The organism is Aeromonas sp. (assembly GCF_050633025.1).
Taxonomy (GTDB): domain Bacteria; phylum Pseudomonadota; class Gammaproteobacteria; order Enterobacterales; family Aeromonadaceae; genus Aeromonas.
Window position 1 is genome coordinate 1 of record NZ_JBODRQ010000024.1, and the last position, 13,463, is coordinate 13,463.

The 13,463-nt window shown below is 59.4% G+C and carries 14 protein-coding genes; 5 read left to right on the top strand and 9 right to left on the bottom strand.

What is annotated here, in order from left to right:
• A partial coding sequence (locus ACRAUW_RS05310; RefSeq protein ID WP_431361455.1) for a DUF4062 domain-containing protein occupies positions 1 to 548 on the bottom strand: 548 nt, incomplete at its 3' end.
• 851 nt (positions 549 to 1,399) lie between these two features.
• Here ACRAUW_RS05310 and rlmB point away from each other — a divergent pair.
• The 3 genes from rlmB (at position 1,400) to ACRAUW_RS05325 (ending at position 3,369) form a co-directional block, all read left to right on the top strand.
• The gene (gene rlmB, locus ACRAUW_RS05315; RefSeq protein WP_201912554.1) at positions 1,400 to 2,149 is read left to right on the top strand and encodes a 23S rRNA (guanosine(2251)-2'-O)-methyltransferase RlmB; all 750 of its coding nucleotides are present in this window, start codon (positions 1,400 to 1,402) and stop codon (positions 2,147 to 2,149) included.
• Positions 2,150 to 2,151: 2 nt separating this feature from the next.
• Positions 2,152 to 2,724 carry a Crp/Fnr family transcriptional regulator gene (locus ACRAUW_RS05320; protein ID WP_431361456.1) on the top strand — a complete coding sequence of 191 codons (573 nt, stop codon included), beginning with the start codon at positions 2,152 to 2,154 and terminating at the stop codon, positions 2,722 to 2,724.
• Between the two features lie 189 nt (positions 2,725 to 2,913).
• The gene (locus tag ACRAUW_RS05325; RefSeq protein WP_431361457.1) at positions 2,914 to 3,369 is read left to right on the top strand and encodes a GNAT family N-acetyltransferase; all 456 of its coding nucleotides are present in this window, start codon (positions 2,914 to 2,916) and stop codon (positions 3,367 to 3,369) included.
• A gap of 72 nt (positions 3,370 to 3,441) precedes the next feature.
• Here the strand turns inward: ACRAUW_RS05325 and srmB are convergent, their stop codons facing one another.
• A complete protein-coding gene (gene srmB, locus ACRAUW_RS05330) occupies positions 3,442 to 4,665 on the bottom strand; it encodes an ATP-dependent RNA helicase SrmB (RefSeq protein ID WP_064339387.1) in 1,224 nt (407 codons plus the stop codon).
• Between the two features lie 119 nt (positions 4,666 to 4,784).
• Between srmB and ACRAUW_RS05335 the strand changes: the two genes are divergently transcribed.
• Positions 4,785 to 5,495 carry a tRNA1(Val) (adenine(37)-N6)-methyltransferase gene (locus tag ACRAUW_RS05335; RefSeq protein WP_431361458.1) on the top strand — a complete coding sequence of 237 codons (711 nt, stop codon included), beginning with the start codon at positions 4,785 to 4,787 and terminating at the stop codon, positions 5,493 to 5,495.
• 191 nt (positions 5,496 to 5,686) lie between these two features.
• On the top strand, positions 5,687 to 6,991 hold the full coding sequence (brnQ, locus tag ACRAUW_RS05340; protein ID WP_431361459.1) for a branched-chain amino acid transport system II carrier protein: 1,305 nt from the start codon (positions 5,687 to 5,689) through the stop codon (positions 6,989 to 6,991).
• Between the two features lie 337 nt (positions 6,992 to 7,328).
• On the opposite strand, the gene atcC is transcribed toward brnQ, so the two are convergent.
• The 7 genes from atcC to ACRAUW_RS05375 all read right to left on the bottom strand — a co-directional run bounded on the left by atcC (position 7,329) and on the right by ACRAUW_RS05375 (position 13,463).
• Positions 7,329 to 8,231, bottom strand: a complete 903-nt coding sequence (gene atcC / locus ACRAUW_RS05345; RefSeq protein ID WP_431361460.1) for a cold adaptation protein AtcC — start codon at positions 8,229 to 8,231, stop codon at positions 7,329 to 7,331.
• 11 nt (positions 8,232 to 8,242) lie between these two features.
• Complete coding sequence (atcB, locus tag ACRAUW_RS05350) at positions 8,243 to 9,010, bottom strand: cold adaptation protein AtcB (RefSeq protein WP_201937896.1); 768 nt, start codon at positions 9,008 to 9,010, stop codon at positions 8,243 to 8,245.
• A 12-nt stretch (positions 9,011 to 9,022) separates the two neighbouring features.
• Entirely contained in the window at positions 9,023 to 9,565 is a 543-nt protein-coding gene (atcA, locus tag ACRAUW_RS05355) for a cold adaptation protein AtcA (RefSeq protein ID WP_042032639.1), read from the bottom strand.
• A gap of 23 nt (positions 9,566 to 9,588) precedes the next feature.
• Positions 9,589 to 9,873 (bottom strand): cold adaptation protein ActJcold adaptation protein ActJ, encoded by a 285-nt coding sequence (atcJ, locus tag ACRAUW_RS05360; protein ID WP_005343121.1) that lies wholly within the window; start codon positions 9,871 to 9,873, stop codon positions 9,589 to 9,591.
• A 275-nt stretch (positions 9,874 to 10,148) separates the two neighbouring features.
• Positions 10,149 to 10,664: a protein disulfide oxidoreductase gene (locus ACRAUW_RS05365; protein WP_431361461.1), complete on the bottom strand. Its 516-nt coding sequence runs from the start codon at positions 10,662 to 10,664 to the stop codon at positions 10,149 to 10,151.
• A gap of 3 nt (positions 10,665 to 10,667) precedes the next feature.
• The gene (locus tag ACRAUW_RS05370; protein WP_431361462.1) at positions 10,668 to 11,411 is read right to left on the bottom strand and encodes a DsbA family protein; all 744 of its coding nucleotides are present in this window, start codon (positions 11,409 to 11,411) and stop codon (positions 10,668 to 10,670) included.
• A 9-nt stretch (positions 11,412 to 11,420) separates the two neighbouring features.
• A complete protein-coding gene (locus tag ACRAUW_RS05375; RefSeq protein ID WP_431361463.1) occupies positions 11,421 to 13,463 on the bottom strand; it encodes a protein-disulfide reductase DsbD family protein in 2,043 nt (680 codons plus the stop codon).

Below are 13,463 nucleotides of genomic sequence, written 5' to 3' on the forward strand. Positions count from 1 at the left end.
AAGAGTCCGGCCCATTGCTCTCTTAACCAGAAAGATATGTCATCAAACTTCTCAAACTCTCTTACAAGATTATTTCTGTTAAGTGAGTATATAGAGTCTAATAACCTAAAAATATTAACACTATCAACGTGAGCATATTTAATCGTTACATTATCTCGATTTTCTTTATATGTCTGATATTCTGCTGCAACACCTTTTTCAAGGAAAATATATATCGGCAAATCTAATTTTTTAGCTGTTTCATATTCTTTTTTTGTTATAGAGTTAAAATGGTGATAATGCTTTTCTAGCTCATCTTGTGGCATATCTTGCTCATCACTTGAGACTGTAGAGCCATACCTTCCACCCACAATCAAAACTAGCATATGGCATGTTTCTATTTCTTTATAACACGATTCATCTAAAGGGTCATGATGGGAAAATGGAATATCTCCACTTTCAAAAAGTACTGAATCATAGCCAAATCCATCAACAAATGATTCTATTGCATTACGAATATGCTTCAAATCATAGTATGTGGAACTGATAAATATTCTTGGCTTTGCCATTATTCTCTCTTTCTCTTTTATATGTATGCTTCATAAGAGTGATTAGATGGAAGGTGGTACTAATCCGTTAGCAGAGCATTCCATATAACACCGTAACATCTTCATTGCCGTCAAGTGAAAATCATCATATTACCAGCTTACTTTTAGTACCGAGCGTATTCGCTTGACTTCCTCTTTTTGCGCCACTATTAGCACGGTATGAAAAAACAGCGCACAGATCAGTCTTGGAAAGCGTCGCCTCATCACGCCTGCGTGGACGGCTCAGAAATGAATATAAGGCCGTCATCATGTTCAGTGATCGCGCCACTCGCTTATCAATGCCCTCGGGCAAGGCTACCGCCCCTGAATTTCAGCCTCCAGCCTGCTGTTGTTAACCTGTGATATGGCGTAGGCCTGACCCATGGGTGACTCCGACGAGGCTGTTGCCAAACGGCTATGTTAGCGAGCGATGCTGGAGAGGGAAGCGGGAGATGATAGTTTTCTGGGCAAGATCAATAAATTAGTCATCCTGAGCCGTGTTGAAGTCGAACATCCACAACGAAAGGGCTGATCTCCAAGGGCTGAAATTGGGACAGCTACCGTTTTGAGCGCCGCGCAGCGAGCCCACTTGTAGTCACTACCGGGCCGGGTCAGGTGCACCATAAAGGATGATGGCGCAGCCGGATCAACAGGCCTGTCATAGTTTCGGAGCTTGGCCGAGCAGCTTCCTCCTCCCTAGATGCCGGTCTCTCTGGTATGATGCGCCATCATTTAGCGACCGGTGACGAGACCAGCATCATGGTGGTCAGGCTGCCGGTACGACCACTTTTCTTCGGGGCGCATTTATGCGACCCGACCTACGGATCTTGAACATGAGTACTGAACTGATCTACGGCATTCACGCTGTATCCGCGCTGCTTGAGCGCACCCCGGAGCGCTTTATCGAAGTGTGGGCGCTGAAAGGGCGGGATGACGACCGGCTGCAACCCCTGCTGGCCGAGCTGGAATCCCTTGGCTTGCGCGTGCAGAGTGTGAACCGCAAGACCCTTGATGACAAAGCGGAAGGCAACAATCACCAGGGCATCATGGCCCGGGTGAAAGAGGCGCCGAAGCTGGCCGAGCACGATCTGGCCAGCCTGCTGGACGAGCTGGCGGCACAACAGAGCCAGCCCTTCCTGCTGGTGCTGGATGGCGTGACCGATCCGCACAACCTCGGCGCCTGCCTGCGCAGCGCCGATGCCGCCGGGGTGCATGCGGTGATCGTGCCGCGCGACAAGGCCACGGGTCTCACCCCGATCGTACGCAAGGTTGCCTGTGGCGCCGCCGAAGTGGTGCCGCTGATTCAGGTCACCAACCTGGCCCGCACCCTGCGCGAGCTGCAGGAGCGCGGCGTCTGGATCGTTGGCACCGCTGGCGAGGCCGATCACGACCTCTATCAGGCCAAACTGACCGGCCCGATGGCGCTGGTGATGGGTGCTGAAGGTAAAGGCATGCGTCGCCTGACCCGCGAGCACTGCGACGAGCTGGTGAGCATCCCGATGGCGGGGGCGGTATCCAGCCTCAACGTCTCGGTGGCGACCGGCGTCTGCCTGTTTGAAGCCGTGCGTCAACGCCGTGCTTGATCATGCTGACTGACAGACCCACCTTCGATTGGGCGCAGGTCGCAGATAAAGAGGAGGCCGCGCGCCTCCTCTCTTTTGCCCGCCCGCTGACCCTCAGCCCGAAAAGCTGCCTCTGGCACGCCGGCGACAGCCCGGATCTGCTGGTCAGGGTGGAGCAGGGGCTGCTGCGGGCCAAGCTGGTGCTGGAGGATGGCCGCGAGTACATCAAGGAGTTCTACTGGGAGGGGGACGAGTTTCTCGACTTCCACCACCTGCTCAGTGGCGAGCCGGCCCGCTACAGCGTGGAGGCGCTGGAGCCCTGCCGTCTGCAGCTGTTCAGTCTGGCCGACTTGCGCCAGCTGCCCGGCTGGCCGCGCTGGTACCAGCACCTGCTGGAGGTGCAGCTGCGCATCAAGGAGGAGAAGGAGCAGTTGCTGCTGACCGGCAGCCCGCAGGCCCGCTATCAGCACTTTCTCGACAGTTTTCCCGCACTCGATGCCAGAGTGCCCGACCACCAGATCGCCGCCTATCTTGGCATTACTCCCATCAGTCTGAGCCGCATTCGCAAGCGGTTGAAAGCGCTGAACAAGGAGTAGTGTCGCCGATGCTTCATGAGGGACTGTGTGGCCACCAGATTTCAGACCTTTTATACAGTCCGTCTCGGCATCACGCCAGCCAGTCAGTCTGAGCCGCATTCGCAAACGACTGAAAGAACTTAACAAAGGTTAATGCAGGGCGCTGGCGCCACGATTATGCTGGCAGGCCGAACTGATAAGGAGTTGCCGATGAACTGGATCCTGAAACCCTGGTCTGAACTGACTACTGACGAGTTGTATGAGTTGCTGGCGCTGCGGGCCGAGGTGTTCGTGGTGGAGCAGACCTGCCCCTTTCAGGATCTGGACGGGCTCGATCGCCGCGACGGGGTCTGGCACCTGCTCGGCTATCAGGGCGAGCTGCTGGCCGCCTATGCGCGGATCATGGCGCCCGGCATCGGCGATGAAAACGGCGCCGCCATCGGCCGGGTGGTGACTTCACCCAAGGCGCGCGGCGGTGGTCTTGGTCATAAGCTGATCAGCGAAGCGGTCAAGGCGTGCGAGGCGCGTTGGCCGACCCACAGCATCTGGCTGGGGGCACAGGCTCATCTGCAGGGCTTCTACGGCCAACACGGTTTTGTGGCGGAAGGGGAAGGCTATCTCGAAGATGATATCCCCCATATGGGGATGCGCAGAGTGGTGGCATAACCACTCGTCAGAGTGATTCAGAATGCAGAAGGGCCATCCCGCGGGATGGCCCTTCTCTTTATCGCCAGGCGATCACTTCTTCTTTTTCTTCTTGGCGGACTTCTTCTTGTCGACCGGCTTTTTCTTCTTCACCGGTACCCGCGCTTCCTTGTGTTTCGGGCGCAGCTCGTCGATCACCCGGCGCTTGAGGCGCTCTTCGGTGTAGCGTTCGATCTTGGCGACCATCGCCATGTCGTGGGCTTCCACCAGGCTGATGGCACAGCCACGGTTGCCAGCGCGGCCGGTACGGCCGATACGGTGGACGTAGACATCGGCGCCGTAGGGCATGTCGTAGTTGATGACATGGCTGACGTTCGGCAGGTCTATGCCGCGGGCGGCCACATCGGTGGCGATCAGGAAGGGTACTTCCCCTTCGTGGAACTTGCGGATCGATTCGATACGCTTGCTCTGCTCCATCTCGCCACGGATCCAGGCGCAGGAGATACCTGCAGCCTGCAGCTGGCCGGAGAGCTCCGCCAGACGCTCGCGAGTCTTGACGAAGATGATGGCTTTCTGGGTTTCCGGATCTTTCAGGATATGGGTCAGCAGCGCCAGCTTGTGGGTTGCGTCATCAGCCAGATGGATCCACTGGGTGATGGGGCGGCGCTCGCTGCGGGGCGGCTCGGCGTGCAGCTCCACCGGATCCTTGAGGATCTCGTTGGCGAACTTCTCAAGGCCGGCCCCTTCCAGGGTGGCGGAGAAGAGCATGGTGTGCTTGCGGTAGCGCGCCTCTTCCACGATGCGGTTCACATCCTTGATAAAGCCCATGTCCAGCATGCGGTCCGCTTCATCCAGCACCAGCACCTCGATGTCGTGGCTCTCGAACTCCTCTTTCTCGATGTACTCGAGCAAACGACCCGGGGTGGCGACCACGATGTCGGTGGTTTTGGTCAGGGCAGGCAGTTGCTCTTCATGGCTGACGCCGCCGATGATGGTCTCGATGCTGAGGTTGGTGTGGGCCGCCAGCGCCTTGGCGTGGGCGGTCACCTGCAGCGCCAGTTCGCGGGTCGGGGTCAGGATCAGCATGCGGCAGGGGCCCGGCTTGCGGCGCGGGAAGTCCAGCAGGTGCTGGAGGGCCGGCAGCAGGAAAGAGGCGGTCTTGCCGGTACCGGTCGGAGCGGATGCCAGAATATCGCGGCCGTCCAGGGCTGGCTCCAGTACCATCTGCTGGATGGTAGTGGGGCGGGTGAATCCCATCTCGGCCAAGGCCCGGTTGAGGGCTGGGTGCAGGTCGAAATCATCAAAGGACTGGCTCATGGCAATACTCGGTCATTAAGGAAACGGCAGATTATAGGCGATTATCTCGTCGGCTCCTATTGGTGAGTGTGTCTTAGCCGCTATAATCGCCCACCATTTTTGCAGATGACGGGGTCCATATGGGACGTAGTCGCGGATTTACCTTCAAACAGTTCCATATCAATCACGATCGCTGCGCCATGAAGGTAGGCACCGACGGCATTTTGCTCGGTGCCTGGGCGCCGGTCGAACAGGCGCGTCGAGTGCTCGATATCGGCTCCGGCAGCGGCCTCATCGCTCTGATGCTGGCCCAGCGCAGCAGATCGGACTGTCATATCGACGGGGTCGAGCTGGATAATAATGCGGTCAGTCAGGCGCGGGAGAATGCAGCGACCTCTCCCTGGGCCGATCGGGTCACTCTCATAGAGAGCGCCATTCAGGATTATCAGGCGGCCCCTTACGATCTGATTGTCTCCAATCCCCCCTATTTCGTGGCAGGCCAGTCATTTAGTGATCCTGCACGGGCGATGGCCCGCCATACCGGTGCCCTCGACAGCCATGCGTTACTGACTGCCTGCGACCGGCTTTTGGCCCCGAATGGCGAGGTAGCACTGGTACTGCCGACGGCGATGGTCGATGAAATTTTATGCATCTCGGCGAATTATGATCTGCATGAAATTTGTTATACAGCTGTTATCACCAGAGAGGGCAAAGAGGCAAATCGTGTTTTATTGCGACTTGGCAGAGGATTAAACAGGTGTGATAGGGGTGAAATTGTTATCCATTCTGCTGATGGAGCCTATTCCGACAGATATATCCAACTGACCCACCCCTTCTATTTGAAGATGTAAATTTCGTCTTGAACTATTTTTTCACGCCATTATGCTGGTTCCAGATCGAGCGCCCGCGCCAGACCAGCCAAAACCACTGGCTGTGATGAAAAAGCATGCGGGGCTCTTTTTTTATATCCCCTGAACACACCCGGTCAATGACCGATAAAAACTATAACAAGCAATAAGTTACAAGACAGACGAGGTTAAACTTGACGAAATCACTCACGTTGTCCGACGTTCTCGGATTAGGGTTTATGACCTTCGCCTTCTATCTGGGCGCTGGCAATATCATTTTCCCGCCGTTGGCCGGTTATATGGCTGGTGAGCACCTCTCCCTGGCGATGCTGGGCTTTCTGGTGACTGCCGTGGGTCTGCCGCTCATCACCATCATTGCCGTGGCCAAGGCCGGTAACGGTTGGGCTGGCATGACCAAGCTGTTGCCTGCGGGTGTTGCGACCGCGCTGGCCGTTGCCATCTATATCATCATAGGCCCGGCCTTTGCCGCGCCCCGTACCGGCCTGGTGGCCTACGAGATGGGCCTCAAGCCTTTTATCGGTGATATGGGTCAGGCGGGTCTTGCTGCCTACACAGTGCTCTTCTTTGGGGTTTCCATACTGGTCTCCATGAACCAGGGCAAGTTGATGGACGCCATCGGCAAATATCTGACTCCGGTACTGATGCTGCTGCTGCTGACCCTGGCGATCGGGGTATTCGTGGCCCCGCAGGGCGCCATGCCTGAAGCGGCCGGAGACTATCAAAACAGTCCGTTTGTGAAAGGGATCCTGGAAGGCTACAACACCATGGATACCCTGGCTTCTCTGATGTTTGGCGCCCTGATCGTCGATCTGCTGCGCCAGAAAGGCATCAACGATTACAAGAGCCAGTTCAAGTATCTGGCCATTGCCGGCCTCATTTCTGCCGTTGGTCTGAGCGTGGTGTACGTCTCCCTGTTCCAGCTGGGTAATACTGCAGCCGGTGTGGCGACCGATGTCAGCAACGGTGGCGCCATCGTCAACGCCTACGTACTGAGCCTGTTTGGTCAGCCGGGTCAGTTCATTCTGGCGGCCATCATCACTTTGGCATGCTTTACCACTGCAGTCGGTCTGATCTCCGCCTGTTCCGACTTCTTCCACAATCTGACCGGCATGGCTTACAAGAAGCTGGTGGTGTTGCTGGGCGTTATCTGTGCCGTGGTGGCCAACGTGGGCCTGAGCCAGCTGATCAGCCTCTCCATTCCGGTACTGGTTGCCATCTATCCGGTTGCCGTGGCGCTGGTGCTGGTCACCTTCCTGAAGGGATACTTCGGTCGTCCGCGTCTGGTGTTCCGTGCGGTATTGGTGGTTGCCTTCCTGTTCGGGTGTCTGGATGGTCTGGGTGCAGCTGGCATGAAGATGGATGCGTTTGCCTTCCTGCCGCTGTTCGACAAGGGCCTCGCCTGGTTGCTGCCGACCCTGCTGGCCTGCGTAGTTGGCGTGATGGTGCGCCCGAGCGAGATGGCCGCCGAAGCAGCTTGATCACGCCTGATGTCATATTGCCAAGAGCCTGCCCTGTGCAGGCTCTTCTGTTTTCGGTATGCCCCGCTTGCCTCCTCTCACCGCGCACACCAAGTGCGAGCTCTGCATCTGGATCGTTGAACTGTCGGGCTCTTGACCCCTTGTTTGTGCGAGTCTGTGGAAAATAGGCTGAAGGCGGTGCCTCATCCGCACTGCAGACCGAGTGGAGCCTTCGATAGTGTTACCGGTTATCAGCCATGCACCGGGGGCTTGTTGCCAGATAGAACAACGCCCGGCAGGCCGGGCGTTGGGTTATCTCACATTGGGGGGGCAACAAAAAGAGGGGGCGAAGCGCGCCCTAGAAGTTGTGGTAGAGCGGCCAGCCGAGCAGCGGGTGCTTGAGACCGGCGCGCATCTCGACGTTGTCGAGCTTCTCCGGCGAGGCATTCTCTTTTTGCAGCAACTGGTACTGGCGCACAAAGCCGAGGGTGTGCAGCAGGTTGGGCACAAAGCCCGAGCTCAGCTCCTGCCGCAGGGCGGCGGCCATGTCGGCAGGCAGCGCATTCAGCATCAGGGCGAGCTGGGCGGCGAGGTAGTCGGTGTCATACCAGCTCTCGTCGAGCTCAATCTCCCGCGCCAGTTTGCGCTTGAGATCCTGCTTCACCTTGAGCGGGGCGGCGCCACTGCCCTTGCCGCAGAGGATGCGGTAGAGCAGCGCTTCGGCCAGCTTGTCCTCCATGGTGGGGTGGTCGCTCTCGCAGGCGAAGAAGTGCTGGTCGATGAGCTCCATCAGGCGGCTCTTGTTGTGCTCGGTCAGCGCCTTCTCGTACTCCTGCCACCCTTGCCACTCCTCCACATCGGGCGGGCTCGAGATCTTGTCCAGCAGGCGGGCATCCACGTCACCGTAGAGGCTGTTGCCAGCCTGCTTGGGGCTGACGGTAATGAGCATCGACCAGCCCTTCTGGAACGGCTTGATGGGGCCTTCCGGCGCCTGCAGCAGCGCCAGCGCCTTGGCTGGGTCCCGCGCCGAGAGCTCCTGCAGGCCGAGGCTCACCACGCCGATGACGTCGTGGGCCGCCTGCTCCAGCAGGTGCATCTTGTACTTGTTGTAGTACTTGTCGGCGAATTTGAGGCTCATCAGCACCGCCTTGCCCTTGATGGCGGCCAGCTGTTGCTGACTCAAGAGTTCGTTGTCGCGGCCAAAGCGCAGCACCTGGGTCAGAAAGGGGCCCTGGTTGGCATCGCGAATGACTAACTGCATGAATGGGCTCCTTAATCCAGAAAGCTGAACATGTCGTCGACGTCGCCGTACTCGTCTTCCTCGACCTTGTTCTTCTCTTTGGCCTGCATCACCAGCTCGGCGGCAAACTTGTTGATGATACCGTCCCAGCTGGAGTGCTCGTTACGCAACAGCGCCTTGATGGCTTTCTCCACCTCGGGGGCCAGCTCGCGGATCAGCATCAAGAGGCTGCGCGGGTCATCCAGCGCGTAGTCGTGGAGATCCTCGCTCTGCTGGCGCTCGCTGTAGCGCTGGGACTCTTCGAGATCTTCCTCTTCAGCGTGCAGCACGTCGCGATAGCCTTCGTCCTCTTCATAGCGATCGCCACGATAGAACTCGATAAAGGGGATGGCGAGGTAGAAGAGACCGGCCGGATCTTCGGCCACGCACTCGAGGATCTCGCGCTGCTTGGCTTCGCTATCCTGGGTGCGGATCAGATAGTTGAGGAAGTCGAAGGTGTGCTGTTGCAGCTCGTCGGCGTTGTTCTTGATCGCCTCTTCCCAGTAGAGCGGCTGCTGGCAGACGATGTCGCGGATCCGCTCCGGGGTCATCAGCTCGGAGATGATGGAGGGGAAGGATATATCGTGCTGGCCGTTAATCTGGGTGAGGGTAACGATATCAATGTTTTCAATCACTTCTGCCAGCTGGTCGTCAGACATGGTCTTGGCGATCAGCTCGAACTTCTCGCTGGCCTGCTTCGGCTCGATAACGGCCAGCTCTTTGATCTCGATGGCGGTAATTTCTATCAGACTGTTGCTCATGCCTTGCCCCAATTAGAAACGGACTTCGTCGTACATATCCTGATCGCCGTCGTCATCACCATAGCGGTCACTGCCGCCGTGGTAGTCGGCGTCGGCATCTTCCCCGTCTTCATCTTCTTCGTCGCGCAGCTCATAGTCGTCATCACCGCGGTGGCTACCGCGCGGTAGCGGGTTGTCGAGCAGGAACAGCACAGCGCAGGCTTCCATCAGCTGATCTTCGCTCTGGGCCCGCACTGCCTTGACCAGCGGCAGGGCGGCGTTGTTGAAGCCGACGCTCACCTTGAACTCGTCCCAGCTCGGCTGCTCGCCGCTGGCGAGCCACTTGTTCCACTGCGACTTGGCCTTGGCCGGGAACTGCACCCGGCCATAGAGGGCCAGCGGCAGATACTCGGGCATAAACTCCAGCATGCTCATATCGGCCAGCAGCAGGCTCTTCATCTGGTCGGTGAACTGTTCCAGCCCCTTGGGGTCGTCCTGATCCCGGTAGGATTCGATGTTTTCGCTGGCATCGCTTTGCAGCGACTTGAGCCGCGCCTGGTCCCATCTCTTTTGCATAGTTGCTCTTTCTGCCTGCTGTTTCAGGGGTAGAACTGATCCCACATCTCCTGCATGGCGGAGGCGGGGTCGGTCACGATGACGTTGTTGAAATCCTTGATAAAGGCGGCCCGCTGTTTCGGATCGGACAGCACTTCATAGGCCTGCTTTACCTGGTGCAGCTTGATGGCTGCCTGCTCTTTCTCTTCTTCACTGGCCCCGTGCAGCTTGTCGGGGTGGTACTGGTTCGACAGCCGACGATAGGCTTTCTTGATGTCGTTTTCGCTGGCGTTGGACTTGACGCCCAGCACCCGAAAGTAGTTGTTCATGGCAGATCCTGCATCACTGGCATCATAGGATTCACGCTGCGAGTGCCTGATGGCGGGGATTGGCAAACCAGGCACGGCAAAAACCCGTTATTTTAACGGAAACAGCCCGCCAACGCGATGAGTTGGGCGATCAATTAACGGGCGAAATGAAGAGGGGTCAGTTGAGTGCCTATTGTTGCCAGTCGGTCAGGGCAGTGCAAGGGCTGCGGGGCAAAAGCGATGAAAAAATGGCCATCCGGTGGGATGGCCCTGTTGAAGGCAATGTTGTTGCGTGGCTAGAGCGACGCCCACCAGAGCCGCAGCAGCAGGCCCCACTTCGAGCTCCAGCCGGTGGTGCTGCTCACCAGCTTGCCATCCTTGATGACGAGGAACGTCGGGGTGACGCCTACCTGCCACTTGGCAGCCAGCGCTCCCGACTCGTCGTTGTGGGTCGGGAAGGTGAGCCCCTTCTTGCTCATCCCCTTGCCTAACTGCCCCGAATTGCCGGAGCGCAGCGCCACCGTCAGCACGTTTTCCCCCTCCTGCCAGAGCTGCTGCACGGCCGGGGTGGTGAAACGACACACCCCGCACCAGCTGGCCCAGTAGTAAACCAGCAGCGGCTTGCCGCGGCTCAGGGTGGCGAGATCCGTGCTGCTGCCATCCTGCAGGGTGACGGGGGCGCTCATCGCCCCTTCAGGCAGGGTCGGGCTGCGCCACAGATCGAGCAGGGTCGAGATGACCAGCGCCAGCAACAGCAGCCAGAGTGCCTCCTTGCCCCAGTGTCGCCAGCGGGATTGAGGGTTGGTGGTCATCCCTTACCCCAGCTTGGCCAGTTCGGCCTTCACCAGCTGCTCCAGCTCCTCATAGGGAACGGCGCCCGGCACCAGCTGGTTGCCGATCAGGGTCGCCGGTGTGCCCTGTACCCCGAGGATGGTGCCGATGCGCAGGCTATTGCGCAGCTCTTCGGTCGCCTTGGGCGCGGGCTTGAGCGCCACGTTGCCGGTGGCGGCCAGCGCCTTGTTGATATCCGCCTCGGTCAGCATCCCCTGTTTGCTCATCAGCTTGTCATGCAGGGCGAGGAAGCGGGCCGGATCCTGCTGCCACAGGGTCAGGCTGTACTGGGCCGCCTTGGCAGAACTCTGTCCCTTGAACGGCAGCAGCTTGATCACCAGCCCCAGATCGTCCGGATAGGCCTTGAGCAGCTTGGTTAGCTGGGGATCGAACTGCTTGCAGTAGGGGCAGTTGTAGTCGGTGAACAGCACCAGCGTCAGCTTGGGGTTCTTGGCGCCGAGGCGCGGGCTGGTGGCGCTGTTGAACAGCACATCCTTGTTGCCCTTGATGAAGTTGCCAAGCTGCGCCTCCTGGGCTGCCGCGTTCTGCTTCTCCCAGGATTCGGCCGCCTCGTCGAGGATCTTGGGGTTGGCGATCAGGGTCTCGCGGATCAGCTCCTTGATGCGCGCCTCTTGCTCCGGGGTGAAAGGGGCGGCGTGCAGGGCCGGAGTCAGCAGGGCTGCGGAAAGGGAGGCCAGCAGGGTCAGGGTGCTCAGAGTCGGTTTCATGGTTGCTCCTTAAAATCGGGTGGTGCCAGCCTGAAGCAGGCCAGCCTTGTGCAATGTGGTCAGCAGATCGTCCTTGTCGAGCAGGGGCGACAGCGTGACCCCCTGCGGCAACTCCGGGCCGTAAATCTGGTTGAAGGGGACGGCCGCCGCGCCCCGCTTACGCAGGAAGGCGGCGATGGTCTCGTCCGGTTTGCTCCAGTCACCGCGCAGGGCCACCACATCGGGGGCCGAGAGGGCGCTTTGCACCTCATCGCGTAGCAACACGTTGTATTTGTTGGCCTTGCAGGTGACGCACCAGTCGGCGGTGACGTCGATAAAGACCCGCTTGTTCTGGGCGAGCGCATCTGTGATGGCGCGTTCAGATAGCGGCTGCCAGACCACCCGGTCGATGCTGCCCGACCCCTGCGCGGTGAAGGCGCCCCCCAGCAGCAGGGCTGCGCCGACAAGCGCCGAGAGGGAGAGGGCCAGCGTGAAGCCGCGCATGCCATAACGCCAGATGATGCCAATCAGCAGTGCCAGCAGCATGGCGGCCATCAGCCAGGAAACCTGCATGTTGCCCAGATGGTTGCCAAGCAGACTGGTGAGCCAGAGGCTGGAGCCCAGCATCATCAGGCCGAGCAGGATGCGCAGATGGTTCATCCAGCGCCCCGGTTTCGGCAGCCAGAGGGCGAGCCGTGGCAGGGCCGCCACCAGCAGCCAGGGCAGGCTCATGCCAATCCCCAATGCCGTGAAGATCAGCCAGAGCTGGCCGAGCGGCGCCGCCAGCGCAAAGGCCACTGCAGTGCCGAGGAAGGGTGCCGAGCAGGGGGTCGCCAGCAGAGTGGCGAAGCTCCCCTGCAGGAAGTGACCGCCGAGGCCGTTGCCGCCGCTGGTGGCGAGGCGGGTGCTGAGCGTGCTGGGCAGACGGATTTCGAACAGCCCCAGCAGGTTGGCGCAAAACAGCAGGGTGACCAGCACCATAAAGCCGATAAAACCGGCGCTCTGGAACTGGATGCCCCAGCCGACGGCCCCTTGCGTGGCGCGTAGCAGGCTGCTCATGGCCGCCAGCACCCAGAAGGAGGCGATGATCCCGGCGCTGGCAGCGAGGAACTGTTTGCGCACGGTTCCCTGTTCACGCTGCTGATGTTGCAGCACAGACCCCAGCTTGAGCGCCAGCACCGGCAGCACGCAGGGCATCAGGTTGAGGATGAGGCCGCCGAGCAGCGCTGCCCCCAGCAACCAGAAGAGGGGCTGGCCCGGCGCTGGCAATACGAGCGCTTCGCCAATCGAGCCTTTGTCCTGCCACGCCTGTTCGCCACTGGTAAGCAGCAGGCCGAGGGATTGGCCGCGCAGATCCGGCGCATCTCCCTGCCAGCCATCGCTCACCGGCACCCTGGCGATCAGGGTGTTGCCCTCGACCTCAAGCGCCGGTTTGCCAAACTCGGCCCCCTCCAGAGCGTCGATAAAGAGTGCTGGTGATTGCCAGCCCTCTGCCCGCTCGGCCCGCAGTTGCAGCTGGTTGTGCTGATAGCCGAGCTCGACCCGGGTGTCGGTGGGCAACTGCTGGGGTAGGGTACTCATCGCCTTCGCCCAGGTAAAGTCGAAGTCGGCCGGGGTAGCGCCATCCACCGCGAGGGTGAAGGGGAAGTCGGTCAGGATGCAGACGTTGCTACAGGTGGAGAGGCGCAGAGTACCCTTGAGCGGTTGCCCTGCGGGATAGTTGAGGCTGAGGGGGAAGGTCACATCCCCTTGATAACCCTGGGTGCTGAGCCCGGCCACTTCGAAGTGGCGCGGAGCGGGCCAGCGCCACTGAAAGTCACCGACCGGCTCATCCCACAGGATCTGGGGGGCAATGCCCCCTTCTCCCGGACTGTGCCAGTAGGTTTTCCAGCCTGACTCCAGCTCGACATCGAGCAGGATGCGGGTCTGATCTGCCGTGCTGCGGTCGGCCTGCAGCCGTACCCGGGCGTGATCATTCTGTGGGCTGGTGAGCCAGCCCGTGTCGCTGGCCAATCCCATGGATTGCCACAGCAGACTGCCCAGTAGCAGGGCCGCCTTGAAGAGATTTGACAT